Below are 20,527 nucleotides of genomic sequence, written 5' to 3' on the forward strand. Positions count from 1 at the left end.
ATTTATTTTTAAATTAACGACGAGCGCGACGCTTAATCAATTTAGCTGCATCTGACAACGCTTTATCGATATCGACGTTATGGTTAATCACTTTTTCAAATGCATCATCAATAATGCGCTCTGCAATTGGGTCGTGACGGTGAGCTGAAATAGCAGGAATACGCTCTGCCGATTCACGCCAGATCAAGCGCGCTTTCTGATTACCAAGAATGGTCATCTCTTCGTTCATTTCAGGCGCTTGTTGCGCTTCAACAGAAGAAGGGAATGTACCGAACTCTAGTGCTGCAACCTGAGTTTCAACGCGATCAGACATGTACTTAATGAATGTCCACGCTTCTTCTTTATGCTCAGCTCGTGCTGGAATTGATAAGAATGTTCCACCCCAGCTTGCGTAAGTGCCACCTGGTAGTTGCGCAGTACGCCAATAATCAGTATCAGGCGAGATAAAGTCACGAATGTGTCCAACAAACCAAGACCCGAACATTTGAGTCGCGATATCACCACGGCGCAGACCTTCGTTCCACTCGGTACTCCACTGGTTTACTTCTGCAGACAAGTCGTTATCAAACAGCTCTTTGCCGACACGGAACGCTTCTTTGAAACGGTCACTTTCAACTAAGATCTTATTGTCTTCACCAAAATAAACGGACTGACCTTCGTCTAAACCGCTTCGTAGTACAATTTTCATTGCTGTCGAAGCATTATCAACAATGTAGCTGCCGTTGTTCTCTTTTAGCTTTTTGCCCATTTCGACAAAGCTATCCCAATCTTTCAGCATCTCTTCAGCGCTAATTCCTGCTGATTCCAACACATCAGAACGGTAAAAAATCGTGCCCGGACCAATATCCACAGGAATAGCCACTTGCTCACCGCGGTTATTTTTACCTAGTGGTACAGTAAATGGTGAGAATCTCTCGGCGAAACTACCCGCATTATAAGGGGCTTGGTTTAGATCTTCTAAGCCACCAGCATTTGCTAAACGACCAATGAAGCCCACTTCTAGTGCAGCAACATCAGGTACGTTAGCGCCTGTAGACAGTGATGTTGTCAGAGCGGTGTGGTGATCTTGGAACGACAGCGATCGTAGGTTAATTTTGATGTTCGGATATTGTTTTTCAAAATCAGGCGTAATCAAGCGAACAACTTGGTCATAGTTTGCAAATGCAGCGACATTAAGTGTCACTTGCTCTCCAGCAAGCGCAGCCGTAGAAAATAGAGCCGCAGCGATAACGCCAGATACAGTGCTTAATTGTAACTTTTTCATACCTATCCTTATTGTTTGTAGAGTATTCGGCTTTAACACCGTATTAGCTATTAAGAGCGTCAACAGAAATAATCTTCATATCAGTAAAGTGAACAGGGCCTAATGAGTTATAGAACCCAATTCCACCGCATTTGAATGTCTCTGGCATCGCTGCGTCTTTAACACTAAAGGTATCAACACCATTTATTGAACATTCAAAATGGTCATCTACAGCCTTGACCTTAAACTCATAAGCATTATGCGGTTGCCACTCAAACGGGGCGACAGCGATAATACGAGATTCACCAAATGATTCATGCATCAAAATCGCGGTGTCATCTTTTGTCAGTTCTATTCGGTAATAACGTGTGAGGCCGAGGTAGCGAACGATAGGACCAAACGCATTTTTTGTTTGCGGTACCAAGCGAATGCTCAGTTCATAGTCTTCAAAATCTTGGCTACCAAATGCGAATACACCAGGGTCTGTGATGTCATCATTTACGAAACGGTAGATGTCTTGATTATCAAACTTGATTTTGGTGTCCATCGTATTAATGAAACTACTTTCCCAAATTTCATGGTGCGGCGTATTATCAAAACCAATCGTCTGAGTCGGCGTACCTGTCCAGTCTAGAGAGTGAAGCTTGATTTGACCGTGTTGCGAGCTTTCTATAGTACCGGTAATCTCGATGCCAATATTCGCAATCATCTTGAAGTTAGCCTGAGGAATCGCCCATTGAAGGCTATTTCGCTCACCAGCATTTAATCGCACAAACTCGCTTGAAACTGTCGTGATGTTTAGCGCTGTATCGTACATTTCGATAAACAAACGAACATCAACGTCAGCATTTGCTTCTTTTGTAAGTTCAAGTTCCGCGACAACATCTTGACCAGGGTAAAGCGTTGGGCTGCCAACAACATGGTAAGATGATTCGTTAACCTTGCATTCTTTGTCTGTATGCGTGGCTGTTTTGACTTTCAGTGGAACACCGGAAATCAGATTTTTGTAATCAATCGTCAATGCACTATCTGGATTAGACAGTGCCGCTGTTCTTACATGGTTATGTTTGCTGTCTAATTGGAAGCCTTGGACTGCGCCCGGAAGAGAGAAGTGGAAACGCGGTTTTTTCGGTAGTGTTTCACCGGTATGCCAGCGGACAACCAATTCCATCATTTTGTCTGCTTCACGCAGCGCATCTGAAATATGTTCATGAATGTGAGCTGTAGGTAACAAGATACGATCAGCAACAGGACCACGCCAGTCATAACCGTCATTAATACTGTCTAGGTCTAAACGAATGCCGTTAATACAACCAACGTTTGCTGCATTACAGTCTGTATCCCACCCTGCGGTATTAACAATCATCATCGCTTTGTGGAAGTTGTCTTGTCCATAAAGTAGAGAAAGGATGATCAATCCATGATTAGGAACAACATGGCATGTACCGTCAAATTTATCGTAGCCATACTTTTCGCGAAGTTGAGTAAAAGCGTAGCGCCAATCCTGTGGGTTTTCACTGTGCCATTGGCGCACATCTGCAATGACTTTTTGGATGATACTGTCTTGGCTAATATGACTCAGTGCCGAATCAATCAATGTATCTAGATTCGTTTCGTTAAATGCTAAGGATTCGATCACAGCAATAACAACTGCAGCGTCAACCGAAGCACCATCGTGGCTAACTAAACCAGCTTCACGAGCCATATTTGCTGCTCTATCCGGCATATTTGGGTTAAGCATTCCCCAACCGTCAATGAAGATTTGAGCGCCAATTTGCTCCGCGACTGTTTGTCCGTTCGTTTTGATTGAACCACTTTTTGGGGCTGGAATACCATTTTTTAGATTTTGCCAAGCTGTATGCTCAGTTGATTGACCATACCCGCCCCACCAAAGAACGGTTTTCCCTTTGATCAGGATATCTAACCAAGTTTGACCGATATGTACTGAAGAGAAGTCCTTACGAAATAAATGATCTTCTAGAGCATGAGTGAACATAAATGTACCGGTAATATCATCATCGCTACAAATCAAAGGGTGATTGACTTCTTCGTTTACATAGCAATTGATATCGCCAAAGGTTTTACTTATTTGACTATAATCCCAACCCTCGAAAGGCCTTCCAACATATACACCGACAATCTTACCTAGTATTCCAGAATATATTTTACGGTATAAACCTTTGCTATACATCATACCTCCAACACTATTAATATTATTGTTACTTTATATTTAAGGAAGCAATAAAGAACTTCTCATCTGATGCGGATGATACAGAGTTATACCTCTATAAATTGTGATCCAAGCACTAAAATTTATTCTCGAGCCATTTACACCATCAAAAAACAATTCACAGTAAACAACTGATAAATAACAATTAAAATCAATTAAAACTGAATGATTTCACGCATTATTGGTTGAAAACGATTTACGTCACGCTAATACGGCCTATATTTGAACAAAATTCATACAACTTCATAATTCACATCACTCGCAATTATCCACCATCGCTAACCTCGTACTAGAAGAATAATAAATTTCACAATAAATCACTGAATTTATATAACAAAATATTGATAGCATAAAAACAATTCATGGAATCATACTAAAATGTGTACCGAATTTAGTTTTGAGTAATATAAAACCTTGAGTCATAAGAACAAGATCACGATCACAAACAAAAGAGGAATTTCAAAGGTAGTATCCGCCGTATTAGAAATCCATCAATTTATATTATTTAGGTGTTTATAATGACAATTAAAAATAGTCTTCCTTATTTTAAGGATTGGCCAACGATTGAATCAGCTATTAAGAAAGATCCTATTATTGAAGATAAAATAATTGAAATTCTTCAACAAATGACACTAGAAGAAAAAGTTGGACAGATGATCCAACCTAACCTGCGTGAAGTGACACCTGAAGAAGTGTACGAATATAAACTCGGTTCGATTCTTAACGGTGGCGGCGCTTGGCCAAACGAAAACAAACATGCTTCTGCTCAAGATTGGGCTGATTGCGCAGATACGTTCTGGGAAGCAACAGAAAAAATGTTTGAAGGTCGTGGCTTTAGAATACCTTTTGTATGGGCAACCGATGCGGTTCATGGTCACAACAACGTATTCGGGTCAACAGTCTTTCCTCATAACATCGGATTGGGATGTGCTCGAGATCCTGAACTAATCCATAGTATTGGTGAAGTAACCGCTCGTGAAGTTGTAGCAACCGGCCTTGATTGGACATTTGCACCAACCGTAGCAACACCACGTGATTATCGTTGGGGCCGCGTTTATGAAGGTTACTCTGAAGATCCTGCAGTGACCTTCGAGTATGCCGCGAAAATGGTACAGGGCTTACAAGGTGACGCGGAGCAATTAAAAAGCGAGGAACGTGTTCTTTCAAACGTTAAGCACTTTGTCGGTGACGGTGGTACACGCACAGGTATCGATCGTGGTGTAAATGGCTACAGTGAAGAGCTCCTGATCAACATCCATGCGATGGGTTACTTTAGTGGCCTAGAAGCAGGTGCACAGGTGGTCATGTCTTCTTTCAATAGCTGGGAAGATAATGCGAACTATGACCATTCACCTGAACAAGGTGAAGAATACAACCTAAAAATTCACGGAAGTAAGTACCTGCTTACCGACGTACTTAAAGAAAAAATGGGCTTTGATGGCCTAATTGTTACCGATTGGAACGGCCATGCAGAGGTAAGTAAGTGTACCGATACTGACGCCGTTTACGCGATTAATGCGGGAAATGATGTTCTTATGGTTCCAGTTCGTGAACACTGGAAAGGGGTAATAAAATCAACCTTGTCAGCAGTAAATAGCGGCGTTATTTCTATGGCTCGTATTGACGATGCCGTTACCCGCATTCTGCGTGTGAAAATGCGTGCTGGATTATGGAATAAGCCTCGCCCTAGCCTACGCCAATTTGCTGGAAAACAAGCGCAACTTGGTGCTCAATCTCACCGTAAGATTGCCCGTGAGTCTGTGCGTAAATCTCTTGTCTTGCTTAAAAACAACAATGATATTCTTCCTCTATCTCGTGACCAGAAAATCATTCTAACCGGCAGCGCTGCTAACGATTTACAAAAACAATCCGGTGGTTGGAACCTAACCTGGCAAGGGGATGAAAATACACTCGACGATTTCCCTGGTGCAACAACCGTTAAAATGGCACTTGAAGCTGAACTTGGAACAGAGAACGTAACCTTTGACCTAGATTTAAGTTCAGATATTAAAGCAGGTGATGTCGCTGTCGTTGTGTTTGGCGAAGATCCTTACGCTGAAATGATGGGAGATATCAAAGCGTGGCAATCGCTGGAGTTTTCAAAGCTCAAACGCAGCTATAGATCGGATTGCGAGAAAGTCGCTAAATTAAATAAGCAGGGCGTTAAAGTCATTAGCATTTTCTTTAGTGGTCGTCCTCTTTACCTCAACGAAGAAATCGCTCAATCAGAAGCATTCGTAGCCGCTTTCCTTCCTGGTAGCGAAGGCATGGGTATCACCGATGTCCTCATTCGTGATGAAAATGACAATATTCGTTATGACTTTGTTGGTCAACTTTCATACTCTTGGCCAAACAAAAAGCGCAGTGTGACAGTTAACCGCATTCCACAGCACATACCTAACTATGTTTGCCCAGAGAACGAGCAAGATCCAAACGGTGAACACGCTCCACTGTTCGAATACGGATACGGCCTTAACTATACTGATCGTAAGCAAACACGCGACCTTGATAACATTGAACTGGATATTGATGTTGTAAACCAAACAGAAACGGCAACTGAATCTAAGCATCTGTACGGGGTTCGTTCAAACATTGGCGACTACAACTTAAAAATCTCAGACCTCGGACATTGGATCGGTTCTGAAGTTTCAAGAAACAACCCAATGGCGATTGAAGCGATTAACACCGAACCCTATAACTATGAACAGCAACAAGATGCGATTAAGGTCAACTTTAATGAGCAATTTGGCGCGACGTATATCCAAGTCGGAGACGGTTCGGTAGAAGATTTCTCTCAATATCGTAACGGGTCAATTACCTTTGAAATTAAAGTAAAAGAGGCACCAACCGAGCCTGTTAAATTGTCACTACAGAAATGGACTAAGAACGAAGAGCCAATTGGAGTCGCATCTGTTGATATTACTGAGCTATTAATTGAAAGCGATGATTTTATTAAAGTCTCTGTTCCTTGTCAGGCCTTTATCGACCAAGGTGTTGACTTACGATATTTAGATACACCATTTATGCTGTATACAAAAGGTAAGCTTAATGTTGTCCTTGCAAATATCTCATGGAATGCCTAATAATTTAACTTCTGTCACATGTAATTTTTTATAATTAAAAAAAAAGCCCACAAAAATACGTGGGCTTTTATTTTCCTTGACAAAAAAAATAGAAAAAACAGTTCAATAAATATATTGACCCTCATCTCACATAGAGAAACAGTCATGAAACCAAGCAAGGGAGATTTAATTTATTACAATAAAAACATAAAGTTAACCATGAACCATTTTGATATGGTAAATATAAAGCCATTTTAAAAACTCTATTCTCCTCACATTAAACTACCTATAACAAAATATAGAATACTTCCATCCAATCAGTAGGGTTAGCCGATAAAAAACAGGCTTAAACACTGACAATAATTAATAAAATATTTTCTTAATTAGTCCTTTAATAAATATAGGTATAAAATGAAATTTAAACCAACTAAAATAACCTTAGCTTGTGGTGCAATGCTTTTCACATCAAGTGCAATGGCAACCTCTGATATTGATTTCTTTGGTTACATGCGTGCTGGTGCTCATATTTCACCAAACAGCAGTAACGGAAATGGTCACCCTGATTACATATCCGCTGAAGGTGCCGCGGGTAAATATCGCTTAGGTAACGAAGACGATTGGCTAGAGTTTGGTCTTAAATCAGATCTTTTCTCTGAAGGTAGTCAACGCGGAGAAATTGGCGTCATGATAGGTTCTTGGCATGATGTTCAAGAGTTTGGTGGTGGCATCTCTGACTCTTTCGATGTGATGCAAGTTTGGGGACAACTGCACGGTGTGTTCGGCAGCGACGTAACAAGTATGTGGGCGGGTAAACTCTACCCACGTTCTATTGCTGATGACATGCTAGATTACGAGTATTGGGATAACTACGGCCGTGGCTTTGGTCTTCGTGACATCGAATTGCCAGGTATGTTGATGGATGTCACTTATAACTACAACAACGGCGAGATGACAAACCCCGGTGATACACCAGCAGAAGATGAGCGATTCATTACCGCTGTCCACCTTCCAGAGCTGCGTGTTCATAACATCGAAGTACCGGGCGGTAAGCTAGCACTTGGTGTTAACCTTGCTAGTGTCGTTGATGATGAAGTTTTAAAAGAGACCGTCACGAACGCTCAAACGACCGGTTACATGTTAACGGCTTCTCACCGCGGTAACTTTGCGGGTTTTGATAACATCTTAACGTTGCAATATACCGACGGTATTGGTGTTGCTGGTTGGTCTGGAACTCAGATCGTTAACGTTGAAGCACCTGGCAGCAGTGTTCGACTGTTTAACCACGGTAACTACACATTCAACGACAAGTGGAGCGCTGGCTATTCTATTGCATTCGAAGACATTGACATGGACTTTGATAACAAAGATGGCAAAGAATGGTTCAATGCGGGTATTCGCCCACGCTACAACTGGAGCTCGTTCACTCAAACTGAGGTAGAACTTGGTTACCAACAAGCAAAATCAAAGACTTATGATGGTACAAATACATCAGCTAAAGCGACACTTTCTCAAAAATTCCATTTTGGTGATGTACCTCATATCCGCTTATACGTAACATACGCAGAGAAAGACACGCATTGGAGCGAAGTCTCTTTTGGCGAGCACTCTTCCGTAGCAAACGACAAGTTCGACTCTGTTAGCTTCGGCGCTCAGTTTGAAGCTTGGTGGTAATAAGTAACCCCATCTTGATTTTCTGCCTAGTCCATAGGGCATATTAAAAAGAAAAGGCAGCTACTTTTCTAAGTAGCTGCCTTTTTATCTCTGCCAAAGTCTAAAATATTCAGTCTAGGTGGACTCTCGAATAATAAGCTGCATTGTTGGCATCTTATATTTCGGTTTATTACCTGATATCAGATCCAATATGTATGCTATGGATAACTCGCCCATTTTCTCAAAAGGTAACCGAACAGTGGTAAGCGGTGGGACGGTATAACTTGAAAGTGGCATATCATCATACCCTATTAGAGCCACATCTTTAGGTACGTATAGTCCCTCTCGATAGAGACCGTGCATGGCACCAAATGCACTTTCATCATTACAAGCAAATATTGCTGTGAACTCATGATTATTAGAGACAAGTTGACGAACAGCTTGGCTACTTTTTTCTGAGTCAAAATCACCCCAAGTGACTAAATCATGCTCCACTGATAGCCCTGCACTTTCCATTGCCCTAACAAAACCAGAGTAACGAGCATCTGCATCGCTGTTATCTTTCGGCCCTCTAAGATGTACGATATTTCGATGACCTTTTTGAATCAAATGGTTTACAGCTAAATAGGCTCCCAGTTCATTATCCATGCTTAATTGCGGTAACTTTTTTTTGCCATGATTATTTGTCGATAATGCCGGTGTTCCAAAGATTAATGTTGGAGCACCTTTTAATAACTGACTTATTTCCTTCTCGCTTAGAAATGAGCCAATAACGATCATGCCATCCACTTTTTTAGCAACCATATCTTTAAGGATTCGACGCTCACGATCAATGTCGTAATTACTCACTTCTACATTAATTCGATAAACATGTTTTGATACCGCTCGATTCATTCCTGAAAATATACTGGTTACGTGATTGCTATCGTAACTAGGTGAAAGCACACCAATAACCATTGTTCGAGCCGCGGCTTGAGTATGAGGTTTCTTTTGTTCATATCCAAGTTCACTCATTGCATTTTCAATAGCCTGAACTTTTTCCTTTTCAATAAATGAACTGCGATTAAGATATCTCGAAACAGTACTAGGTGAAACGTTAGCGTGCGTAGCTATCATTCTAGATGTTACTTTTCCCATATTTTCATACCCCTAATAAATCATTAGTACCAACACACTAATCGTTATAGATCATATTAATATTCACTCCATAAAATCCAATCCAAAATCACAAAATATAGTTCTCTGACAAATAAATGACTTTATTGATTTTATAAAACAAATAAAGTCATAAACCATATAAATGCTTAATAAGGATTATCGCAATGCCAATGATAAAAAGTCGATTATTTATAACTTAATCGACGCGGCAGCTAAACGCAGAAATGACAATCCTCGGAATCCAAACCATAAACGCCTTTGCGAATGGCCAGATGCTCCGCACCTGCCTTCACGCCCATATGATAACCTGCGTCCAGAACAGTTTGATCCATGGTTAATCGCTTAACCGCGAACGCTTCTGGCGGCGCTATCACTTTAATGGTCGCATCTTTTGGAGGGTTACGAATGAACTCCAGAGACTGGTTGTAGTTTTCAGCACGCACTGCCATCGATTCTGCAATGTTAGGGAATTTCTTTAATAGTTTTTTCAGCATCCATTGGTGCTTTTGAGGCTTCATTCGGTAACTCAAAGGATGAGAAAGAATCACGGTAATGTCTCGTGCACCACGACGGTATGCTTCGCGAACCGGAATTGAATCCGCTACGCCACCATCGGTATAACAACCACCAGAGAAGCACGGTGTTTCACGGTAAGCGATAGGTAGAGCCGTTGTTGCTTCAACCACGTTAGAAAGGTTTTCAGGCTTGATATGGTAGTAGTCTGCACTGCCAGTATCGACGTTAGTTACAGCAGCAATTAAAGGAACACTTGAGAACAGCTGACCGTAATCAAGCGGATAACGTTGGTTAGATTCATCCCACAACCACTTAACGTCGACCAAATTGCCACCTTTAGCAAAGCGAGCAGGGTTAAAAAACGTCTTATCGGTCGCCATGGTAGTAATCACGTTATAACTACGCTTCGGTGCTTGAGATAAGTAACCAACAAGGTTCGACACGCCCGCAGATACGCCAATAGCAAAATCATAGGGACGGAAATCGTCTTGCATAAAGGCGTCCAACACTCCGGCTGCGAAGATGCCTCTCATTGCCCCACCTTCAACGATTAATGCGCTTTTACTCATCTCAAACTCTATTACTTTATAAACTGATAGCTGTAGGATAATCCCGTCCATTTTATAAAGATAATGGGATGTGTTTATCAATTCGATAGGTAAAAACTATCAATAGAAATGGTGCTAATTTTCAAGTAACTGATACTACTTACATGACTCACCTAATACACAGCTGATCAAAAAAGGCCGCTGAGTGATTAACTCAGCGGCCTTCTGACTATTTAAGCGAGTTTATTGATTACGACTTAAATTCGCTCACATCGATTTCAAGCAATTTACCAATGCCTTCACCGTATGCAGGGTCAGCTTTGTAACAGTGTCTTAGGTGACGAAGTTGAATCTCTTTAGGAACGCCGCCTAGGTTACGGGCAGTGTTATCAAACAGAATCGCTTGCTTCTCTGGCGTCATCAGACGGAACAAGTCACCCGGTTGCGAGAAGTAATCTTCATCTTCGCGGTGATCCCAGTGCGCCGCTGCGCCATCTAGGTTCAATGCTGGTTCAGCGAAATCAGGTTGCTCAGCCCATTGACCTTCGTTGTTTGGCTCATAACCCAATGTGCTACCGAAATTACCATCAACACGCATCGCACCATCACGGTGGTAGCTGTGTACTGGGCAACGAGGTGCGTTCACTGGGATATGCTGATGGTTAACACCCAAACGGTAACGCTGCGCATCACCATAAGCAAACAAACGACCTTGCAGCATCTTGTCTGGTGAGAAGCTGATACCCGGAACCACGTTGGCAGGGTTGAATGCCGACTGTTCAACTTCAGCGAAGAAGTTTTGCGGGTTACGGTTCAATTCAAACTCACCCACCTCAATTAACGGGTAATCCGCGTGTGGCCAAATCTTAGTCAAATCGAACGGGTTGTATGGCACTGTCGCTGCATCCGCTTCTGGCATCACTTGCACTTTCAACGTCCATTTAGGGAAGTCTTGGTTGTCAATACTGTCTAACAAGTCGCGCTGGTGACTTTCACGGTCATCGCCGATCACTTGTGCCGCTTCTGCATCAGACAAGTTCTTAATACCTTGCTGAGATTTGAAGTGGAATTTAACCCAGAAACGTTCGTTATCTGCGTTAATAAAGCTGAATGTGTGGCTACCAAAACCGTGCATATGACGGTAAGTCGCAGGGATACCACGATCACTCATCACAATCGTGATTTGGTGAAGCGCTTCAGGTAGAGAGGTCCAGAAATCCCAGTTGTTCTTCGCGCTGCGCATGTTGGTGCGTGGGTCACGTTTCACCGCGTGGTTTAGATCTGGGAACTTAAGAGGATCACGAAGGAAGAATACTGGCGTGTTGTTACCCACCATATCCCAGTTACCTTCTTCAGTATAAAACTTCAATGCAAAGCCGCGAATATCACGCTCAGCATCGGCAGCACCGCGCTCACCCGCTACAGTCGTAAAACGGGCAAACAAGTCGGTCTTTTTACCTACTTCAGAAAACAGCTTTGCCTTGGTGTATTTGGTGATGTCATGCGTAACAGTAAATGTACCGTAGGCACCAGAACCTTTCGCGTGCATGCGACGCTCTGGAATCACTTCACGATCAAAGTGAGCCAATTTCTCTAAAAACCAAACATCTTGTAGAAGCTGTGGGCCACGTTTGCCCGCCGTTTGAACATTCTGGTTATGAGCAACAGGACAACCCGCAGCTGTAGTTAGTTTTTTACTCATGGTCTATTCTCCTTAAGGTAAAAGATATCGCATCGTTGCCATATCTTCGATTAAAGTGGATTCAGTACTTTAAAAACCACTAAAATAATATGGATAAAGAATAGACCTGAGTGACTAGAAAATATAATCGTTTATATTTATCGTTGCTATCTATGAAACCTATCGAACAGGTGAGTTAACTAAGCCTTTGTATCACCGAACTTTATTTAAGAATTACATGGCCTAACCTCAGAGTTGAGGCAATGTTCCTCGCCGTTCTGGTTAGGTTCAATTCAGCTTCTCGTAGTACTTGCTCGAGTGGCTGAGGAGAGCGCACTGTTCCGAACAAGCTGCTCATTTCACCATATAAGGCTTCGACTTCAGTGCCCAAAGATCCTGCAATCCCTATCGTCGGAATGACTTGCAAGCTCGCACGTTTAGCAATGCCATAAGGCGTTTTTCCTTGAAGGGTTTGATTGTCCATCTGACCTTCGCCGGTAATCACAAGGTCTGCGCCTTTCAATACTTCATCGGCTTGTAAAACATCGAGTACCATCTCAATGCCCGGTTTAATCTGCATATTGAATAGCAAGCCAAGTCCCATCGGCGTACCACCAGCCGCGCCATAACCCGTGCGCTTGTGAACGGATTCATCGCCACTAACACAACCTTGCGCTTCAGCTACTTGAGCAAAGTTCGCAAGCGCCTGATCCAGCATCACAACTTGTTCTGGGCTTGCGCCTTTTTGTGGGCCGAATATATGGCTGGCACCATTATCGCCACACAGTGGATTATCCACATCGCACGCCACAATCAATTCGATATCAGCACAGCGTGAATCTAGATCGGTAAGATCGATAGATGCTAAATCAGCTAGCGCAGCGCCACCTCGGCTGAGTTCTTGCCCTGCACGATCAAGCAATCTACCACCTAACGCTTGTACAATTCCTGCACCACCATCATTGGTCGCACTGCCACCCAAGCCAAGAATGATCGTTTGAACGCCCTGCTGCATCGCTTCTAAAATGAGCTGACCTGTACCAAATGAAGAGGCTACCAATGGATCACGCTGCTCTGGTGTTAACAAATCCAAGCCTGATGCGGCAGCAATCTCAATCAGTGCAGTTTTTTTCTGATTGCTTGCGGATGGCTCAAGTATCGCCCACTCCGCGTTTACAAGTGCCCCCAACGGCCCTTCTACTTGGTGGCTTCGCTTCTGTCCTGCTAAACCTTGCAACAACACATCTACCGTACCTTCACCACCATCGGCCAGAGGTAAAGTCACATAGTCAGCGTCAGGAAAGATTTCACGAAAACCCTTTTCAATACACGCCGCCACCGATACCGCCGATAAAGATTCTTTAAACGAGTCTGGTGCAATAACAATTTTCATACTGATAAATCCAAGGAAATAATAATTTTGATAGGCTGTCGATCCAAAAATGCCTCTATGTCAGATTAGCAAGCCAATCAAGCAATAGGGGCAGTATATAAAGGTAAGCGGTATTAGTTAGTAACAGCTGCCTTTACTTGTGATTTCTCTTTGCTTTTTAGCCAGATAAATACTGCTGCTAAAACTGCAATTGGAATCAATGGATCAATCAGTGTACCGCCTTTACCAAACACCAAGTTTAGAACCATGATGATGCTTGCACCAATCGCCCATGCGATAGTTGAAGACACAGACCAGATCTTGATTTGGTCTGCTAGTTCAGTAATCCCTAGCGTACGGTTGATGATGTGGAAGTACGAATCGTTCAAATGAGAGAAGCCAACCGGGCCTACCGCACATGCAAGTGCTACGAATACTGGGTCTAGACCTAACGTTTCAACCAATGGCAGCGTCATCGTTGCTGCAACCATCATAGATGCCGTTGCTGAACCTTGGATTAGACGAAGCATTGAAGCAATGGCTAGTGGTACAAGTAGAGGTGGAATACCGCTGCTCGCGATAGCTTCTGCAACTTGAGGACCAGCACCAGATGCTTTAAGTACTGCACCCATTGCGCCACCACAGCCAGTTACCACAAGAATTAGACCTGTTGTAGATAACGCGTCATCCATTGAGCTAACCATGTCTTTACGTTCAATGTGACGAGTAAGACCGTATAGCGCCATAAGAACACCGATACCAACAGCAACCACTGGGTTACCAATTAGTGAAATAACGGTATGCATTGCAGTGTCACCTTGGCCAACAAGCGTGTTGATTAAGATGAATGCGATTGGTAGAAGGATTGGACCAAATGATAAGAAGTTACTTGGTAGCTCTTTGTCATCTGTCTCTTTTACTTTCTCTAGGTTTGCCCAATCAGCTTGGTTAGTAATCCATGTTTCACCGTTTGGTACGCGGTAGTACTCGTTACCTACTCGGCGAATGTAAATCATAGAAAGCAGCATCATAGGGATAGAAACCATCAAACCCCAAAGCATGTACTCACCGAGGTCAACGCCAAGAATACCGGCTACTGCAACTGGACCCGGTGTTGGTGGTACAAGTGCGTGAGTGATCAGTAGGCCAAGCGCTAGAGTCACACCTAGGCCAACCGCTGACTTACCAGTGTCACGTGAAATTGCGCGAACAAGAGAATGCAAAATGATATACGCAGAATCACAGAAAACCGGAATAGCGACAAGTACACCTGTAAAACCTAGTGCTAAGTCTTCGCGACCTTTACCACACAGCTTTACAAACGTTTTTGCCATTCGAACAGCGGCTCCAGAACGCTCAAAACACGCGCCCATGATCACGCCAAACGCGATAATCAAACCAATCCCGCCAAGTACGCCACCAAAGCCAGCTTTAATTGCGTTGATCAGCTCTGTTGGTGCCATTCCAGCAAACAGACCCATGATGATACTGGCAATAATCATAGCAAGTGCCACCGGGATTCTCGTTTTAATGATCATACCCATCATGGCTAAAATGCCAATTACGATGCCTATCAGTGCTCCATCCATTGTATTTTCCTTTTTGTACTATTTGTTGTGTAGGGTTTGCATGCGAGAGGCATAGGAGTACCGCCCGCAGCACTTTATTGTGCAGCGACTTTTATTTTGGGCCGCTTTATCTTATTTTTACGAGTTCAAATCTGCCTTAAAGGCTCAAGCTGGCTGCTTCTATAAATAGGGTTTAACCCATTCCAAACCAGCTTCAGTTGTATTTTTTGGGGTGTATTCACAGCCAATCCAACCTTGATAACCCGAATCATCCAAAACACTAAATAAGTGTGGGTAGTTCAGTTCGCCTTCCGATGGTTCATGTCTTTCTGGTACAGAAGCAATTTGGATATGACCGGTATAAGCGGCAACCTCACGAATCAAAGTACTTAAATCGCCATCCATGATTTGTGCGTGGTACAGGTCAAGTTGCAGCTTCACATTTGACCTATCGACCAACTTAATCAGTTCGACAGCATCACGTTGGTGAGCTACGAAGTAATTAGGAACATCACGGCTATTCAGCGGTTCAATCATCAATTCAATGTCTTGCTCAGCAAACTTATCTGCGGCAAAACGAATGTTTGAGATAAAGGTTTCAACGTGTTGATGCCTCGTGAAATTCGCATCATGTAGACCCGACATCGCGTGAACTTTCTTGCAATTCAGTGCTTTAGCGTACATAAGTGCTGTATCAACGCTGGCTTTAAACTCTTCTTCACGGCCAGGAATCGCTGCGAAGCCACGTTCACCTGCATCCCAATCACCTGGAGGCATATTGAACAGGGCCTGTTCAAAACCAAATTTCTGCATTTTTTCTGCGAGCTCGTCCGCTTCAAACGCGTAAGGGAATAAGTATTCCACTGCTTTGAAACCGGCTTGGTGTGCTTTTTCAAAACGCTCCAAAAATGGCACTTCTGTGAATAACATCGTTAAGTTTGCTGCGAACTTAGCCATTATTTGCCTCTCCCTTTTAAATCCATCACTTCTTCGTCCGTTAAGTAACGGATATCATTCCCTTTCAATAAGAATGCTAATTTGGCGGTCTCTTCTAACTCTTCTGCATTGTCCACGGCATCGACAAAATCAGTGCCTGTTACTACTGGACCATGATTCGCCAACAAAAAGGCTCGGTAGTCGCCAGCTCGCTTTGCAAGCTCTTCAGCGATCTGAGGGTCTCCTGGGCGCAAGTAAGGAATCACAGGTAATTCACCAATTCGCATCACAAAGTACGGCGTAAATGCCTTAATCGCGTTATTACGATCTAACCCTACAAGGCATGAAAGTGCAGTCAGGTATGTTGAGTGTAAGTGCACAATCGCATTGCACTCTGCATTGTTTCTATAAATCGCTAGGTGGAATGCCGCTTCTTTTGACGGTTTCTTGCCTGATATATGGTTGCCATCGATATCGACAACCGATAATTCCTCAGCCACAAGACGACCAAATGAAGAACCGGTTGGTGTTGCTAGAAAATGCCCATTTGGCAATTTGATAGAGAGATTACCGGCACCACCTGTCGCGTAACCTCGTTCGAACATCGAACGAGCGAGCGTTACCATTTGCTCTCTTAACTGCTGTTCGTTCATCAAAACTTTACTCATCTGAATCTCGCTTATGAAAAGAATGATTGCGCTCTAGCGAAGAAATTCTCGTCACCAAAGTTGCCCGATTTAAGTGCTAGTGAAAGATCACCTTCAACCGACTTAACCCAAGGCACACCCGGTGCGATTTGAGGACCGATATGGAAACCTTTAACCGCTAAACTTTGCGTCACAACACCTGAGGTTTCACCACCAGCAACGATGAAATTCTTCACACCATGTTGTTGTAGCTTGATAGCTAACAGGCTAAAGAATTGCTCTACGGCATGGCTTGAAGCTTGTGCACCGTACTCTTCTTGAATGGCTTTAAGTGCAGCCGCATCAGCGGTTGCATACACTAAAGGAGCAAGCTCACCTTGGTTGTTAGTCATCACCCAATCGAATACTTCATTGGCGTATTGATCGTTGGTTAAGCATGCCTTCACATCGATAGCGAAGTGAGGAGCGAGTTGCTTGTAAGCTGTAACTTGTTGGTTAGTCATTACCGAACAAGAACCAGAGAACACAACCGTTGGCGCTTTTATTGGACTACCTGCGTTTTTTGCATCGCTTTGGTCAGCAAGATGTTCAGTCCAGTTTTTTGCGATGCCCGCTGCTAAGCCTGAACCACCTGTGATTAACTTCAGAGATTTAGCTGCTTGGCCTAACGTCACCAAGTGTTCTGCGTTAAAAGCATCAACGACCGCATAACGGTTGCCTTGAGCTTTTAGTTCATCAAAATGAGCGGTGACTGCATCAGAGCCTTGTTCAATAATTTGGAAGTTAACCAAGCCAGAAACACCCTCTGATTGTGCATCCATCATTCGAACGACACTGGAATCTGTCATCGGTGTCACCGGGTGATTACGCATGCCTGAATCACTTAATAGCTCACCAAAAACAAACAAGTGGCCGTTGTAAACCGTGCGACCATTAACTGGCAATGCAGGACAAACCATAGTGAAAGATTCGCCAAGCTCAGCCAAAAGTGCATCGGTTACGGGACCGATATTGCCCTCAGCTGTGCTGTCGAACGTCGAGCAGTATTTGAAGTAAAACTGCTGGCAGCCTTGAGATTGAAGCCACTTAAGCGCAGTCACCGAATCGGTTACCGCTTCATCTACCGGGCAAGAGCGAGATTTAAGGCTGATCACGACCGCATCCGCTGAAGCATCAAAGTCACCCGTCGGAATGCCGTTCAATTGAATAGTGCGCATCCCGTTTTCAACTAAGAAACCAGCAATGTCTGTTGCACCTGTAAAATCGTCTGCAATAACACCTAATAACATGATTACTTCTCCACTTTTGGTGTATTAACACCCGGTAGGTCAATGCCTTGGAACACTTTGATTACTGCGCTATCGTCTTCTTGACCAAAGCCAGCATTACTCGCACTTAAAAACATATTCAGTGCTGCACTTGATAGTGGAAGCGGGAATTTTAGGTCTTGAGCGGTATCCGATACCAAGTTCAAGTCTTTTACGAAGATATCGACCATAGATTTTGGAGAGTAATCACCATCAACAACGTGCTTCATACGATTCTCGAACATCCACGAGTTACCCGCTGCGTTAGTCACAACGTCGTACATCAGATCTAGAGGGATATTCGCGCGAGCTGCTAATGCCATTGCTTCAGCGCCTGCAGCAATGTGAACACCTGCAAGTAATTGGTGGATGATCTTTACAGTCGCACCAAGGCCAATAGCTTCACCGATGTTGTAAACTTTTGCCGCCGTCGCATCGAGTACAGGAGCCAATGCCTCGAATGTAGTAATCGCACCTGAAGCCATGATAGTCATTTCACCTGCTTCTGCTTTTACTGCACCACCTGAAACAGGTGCGTCAAGCATCACAAGATCATGTTCAGCAAGCTGAGCTTCGATTTGTTTCGCGTCTTCTGCTGAGATCGTTGCCGAGACCATAACTGGCGTGTTAGGTCTTAGTGCCGCCGCAAGACCAGTCTTAAACAGTACCGTGTTAACTTGAGCAGCATTCACAACGAGTACCAAAACAGAATCAAGTTTGTCTGCAAACTCAACCGCATTCGTCGATACCGCTTTTGCACCATATTCACCCAAGGTTTCAAGCGCTTGCGGATTCAAATCGAAACCATATACATCAAGCCCTGCACGCACACATGACTTAGCTGCGCCCATGCCCATTGAACCTAAACCGATAACACCAACAGATTGAACTTCACTCATAACAAGATGCCTTTCACGTAATTATTGAATTTTAAATTTGTTAACTATTGTTTATGTTTGTGATTATATGTGAAGCAACCGAATGCGACTTAGTGACAAGTCACACTTTTAACAAAAGTTAACACGCATGGGTGATTTACCCCTTTCGAGGCATTAGATAATGGTAATTTCCGCAACAATCACAGTTCTTATTGCTATATCACAACAGATATTCACAGATATTCACAAAACAACGAAAGGTTGATAGGATAATGAAAAATAAGAACATAGAAGAAGAATCATGATTCCAGCAGAACGTCAGAGAACCATTTTGTCACTATTATCACATCAAGAAGTGATCAGTATTTCTGAGCTTGTTGAGCACCTAGAGGTGTCTCATATGACCATTCGTCGAGATATCGTAAAGCTAGAGACATCAGGGAAAGTGATTTCAGTTTCGGGTGGCGTTCAGCTGACTAAAGCACTTCACAGTGAATTGTCACACGACATCAAGGTAGAACAGCAAGCAAACGAAAAAGCTCAAATAGGTCAACTAGCTGCTCAATTAGTTCCTGAGTATTCGACTATCTACTTAGACGCCGGAACCACCTCTTTGGAGATCGCCCACCAACTTGCAGGGCGAGATGATCTGCTTATCATCACCAATGACTTCGCGATTGCCGCGTACCTAATGAACAGTACACAATCTGAGATTTACCATACTGGTGGTAAGATTGACCGTGAAAATCAATCGAGTATTGGGGGCAAAGTAGCGGAGTTCTTAGCAGGGATGAATATTGATATTGCGTTTATCTCTTCTTCATCTTGGAATCTAAAAGGGCTCTCGACACCTTGTGAAAATAAGGTATTAGTCAAACAAGCCATTGTTCAAGCAGCTCATTCAAACTATCTGATTTCAGACTCAACCAAATACGGGCGCATCGCTACTTTCCACGCCTTAGATTTAAGTGCGCTTGATGGCGTGATCACCGATATTGATCTTTCGAGTAGTGTGATTGATGAGCTTCAAGATAAAGGTATTAAGGTCATTAACTCGTAACTGTTCCCCCTTCAGCTTCAGGCTCACCAATCAAACATTCAGAGCCTGAATACCAAAACTCCAAAACCATCTATTTATCCACTCGATAAAAATAATTCTTACAATTAAGTTTCTATATTCATTAATAATATTATCAGCGGACGGCATAATGGGCACAAATCCCTTCAGCGAGTCTGGTTATGTTCTACAAGTACCTTTTGCCATTGGCTTTACCGCTTACTTTTGTGTTTCCCACCCATGCTGAAACGTTTGATGAGCGAATGGCGCGCATCGAACAAGAGAATGTACTGGCGAAATCCATGAGTGAAGAACAAGTCGAATTGATACAAAAAGTCGTACAGACCAACCACTGCGCTAAAGTGGCGTTAACCCACCATCAACGCATTTTAGGCCAATATAAGGTTGAAACGTCCTCTTCAGAGTTATTTGTAAAATGGCGTCAACTCGGTAAGCAGTTAGACGCTCAATACGAAACGGATTACCCCGGCTACCCTAAGCACGCTTTTCAGGAGCACCTTGCGGCTTCAAGCAAAGTCGATGGTTACCTTTTTGCTTTAATCGACAATGGATTAAACGAGCAATTGTGGATCGCCAAAGAGTTTAAGCAGTGTAAAAAGAATAAGCTGATATCCCGAACCTAAGCTCTAGTCTGCTCTGGTTCGAGAGTGCTC

15 protein-coding genes are annotated in these 20,527 nt (G+C 43.2%); 4 read left to right on the forward strand and 11 right to left on the reverse strand.

The annotated features are described in order from the left end of the window. Positions 1-13 precede the first annotated feature (13 nt). Positions 14-1,264 carry an ABC transporter substrate-binding protein gene (locus CWO08_RS01580; protein WP_102431448.1) on the reverse strand — a complete coding sequence of 417 codons (1,251 nt, stop codon included), beginning with the start codon at positions 1,262-1,264 and terminating at the stop codon, positions 14-16. Between the two features lie 43 nt (positions 1,265-1,307). Beyond that, complete coding sequence (locus tag CWO08_RS01585; protein ID WP_102431449.1) at positions 1,308-3,437, reverse strand: ADP-ribosylglycohydrolase family protein; 2,130 nt, start codon at positions 3,435-3,437, stop codon at positions 1,308-1,310. A 554-nt stretch (positions 3,438-3,991) separates the two neighbouring features. Here CWO08_RS01585 and CWO08_RS01590 point away from each other — a divergent pair. Both CWO08_RS01590 and CWO08_RS01595 read left to right on the forward strand, forming a co-directional pair. After that, positions 3,992-6,556 (forward strand): glycoside hydrolase family 3 protein, encoded by a 2,565-nt coding sequence (locus tag CWO08_RS01590; protein WP_108019591.1) that lies wholly within the window; start codon positions 3,992-3,994, stop codon positions 6,554-6,556. 390 nt (positions 6,557-6,946) lie between these two features. Next, positions 6,947-8,206 (forward strand): carbohydrate porin, encoded by a 1,260-nt coding sequence (locus CWO08_RS01595; protein ID WP_102530027.1) that lies wholly within the window; start codon positions 6,947-6,949, stop codon positions 8,204-8,206. A 114-nt stretch (positions 8,207-8,320) separates the two neighbouring features. On the opposite strand, the gene CWO08_RS01600 is transcribed toward CWO08_RS01595, so the two are convergent. The 9 genes from CWO08_RS01600 to ltnD form a co-directional block, all read right to left on the reverse strand. Beyond that, positions 8,321-9,322, reverse strand: a complete 1,002-nt coding sequence (locus CWO08_RS01600) for a LacI family DNA-binding transcriptional regulator (protein ID WP_102431796.1) — start codon at positions 9,320-9,322, stop codon at positions 8,321-8,323. A 233-nt stretch (positions 9,323-9,555) separates the two neighbouring features. Continuing rightward, the gene (locus CWO08_RS01605; RefSeq protein ID WP_108019593.1) at positions 9,556-10,428 is read right to left on the reverse strand and encodes a patatin family protein; all 873 of its coding nucleotides are present in this window, start codon (positions 10,426-10,428) and stop codon (positions 9,556-9,558) included. Positions 10,429-10,657: 229 nt separating this feature from the next. Continuing rightward, the gene (locus tag CWO08_RS01610) at positions 10,658-12,109 is read right to left on the reverse strand and encodes a catalase (protein ID WP_108019594.1); all 1,452 of its coding nucleotides are present in this window, start codon (positions 12,107-12,109) and stop codon (positions 10,658-10,660) included. 202 nt (positions 12,110-12,311) lie between these two features. After that, complete coding sequence (locus tag CWO08_RS01615; protein ID WP_108019596.1) at positions 12,312-13,481, reverse strand: glycerate kinase; 1,170 nt, start codon at positions 13,479-13,481, stop codon at positions 12,312-12,314. A 113-nt stretch (positions 13,482-13,594) separates the two neighbouring features. Continuing rightward, complete coding sequence (locus CWO08_RS01620) at positions 13,595-15,049, reverse strand: GntP family permease (RefSeq protein ID WP_102431792.1); 1,455 nt, start codon at positions 15,047-15,049, stop codon at positions 13,595-13,597. A 159-nt stretch (positions 15,050-15,208) separates the two neighbouring features. Continuing rightward, on the reverse strand, positions 15,209-15,985 hold the full coding sequence (gene otnI, locus CWO08_RS01625) for a 2-oxo-tetronate isomerase (RefSeq protein WP_108019598.1): 777 nt from the start codon (positions 15,983-15,985) through the stop codon (positions 15,209-15,211). After that, the gene (locus CWO08_RS01630; RefSeq protein WP_181359905.1) at positions 15,985-16,632 is read right to left on the reverse strand and encodes an aldolase; all 648 of its coding nucleotides are present in this window, start codon (positions 16,630-16,632) and stop codon (positions 15,985-15,987) included. The genes otnI and CWO08_RS01630 overlap by 1 nt, the downstream gene beginning before the upstream one ends. Positions 16,633-16,643: 11 nt before the next feature. Beyond that, complete coding sequence (otnK, locus tag CWO08_RS01635) at positions 16,644-17,900, reverse strand: 3-oxo-tetronate kinase (protein WP_102431790.1); 1,257 nt, start codon at positions 17,898-17,900, stop codon at positions 16,644-16,646. Positions 17,901-17,902: 2 nt separating this feature from the next. After that, positions 17,903-18,817, reverse strand: coding sequence for an L-threonate dehydrogenase (gene ltnD, locus CWO08_RS01640; protein WP_108019600.1), 915 nt, complete (start codon positions 18,815-18,817; stop codon positions 17,903-17,905). 280 nt (positions 18,818-19,097) lie between these two features. Here ltnD and CWO08_RS01645 point away from each other — a divergent pair, with 280 nt between their 5' ends. Next, positions 19,098-19,856, forward strand: coding sequence for a DeoR/GlpR family DNA-binding transcription regulator (locus CWO08_RS01645; RefSeq protein ID WP_102479567.1), 759 nt, complete (start codon positions 19,098-19,100; stop codon positions 19,854-19,856). Positions 19,857-20,035: 179 nt separating this feature from the next. Continuing rightward, a complete protein-coding gene (locus CWO08_RS01650; RefSeq protein ID WP_108019602.1) occupies positions 20,036-20,497 on the forward strand; it encodes a hypothetical protein in 462 nt (153 codons plus the stop codon). Positions 20,498-20,527: the final 30 nt, after the last annotated feature.

The sequence above is a fragment of the Vibrio sp. 10N.286.48.B8 genome (assembly GCF_003050085.1).
Classification (GTDB): Bacteria; Pseudomonadota; Gammaproteobacteria; order Enterobacterales; family Vibrionaceae; genus Vibrio; species Vibrio crassostreae.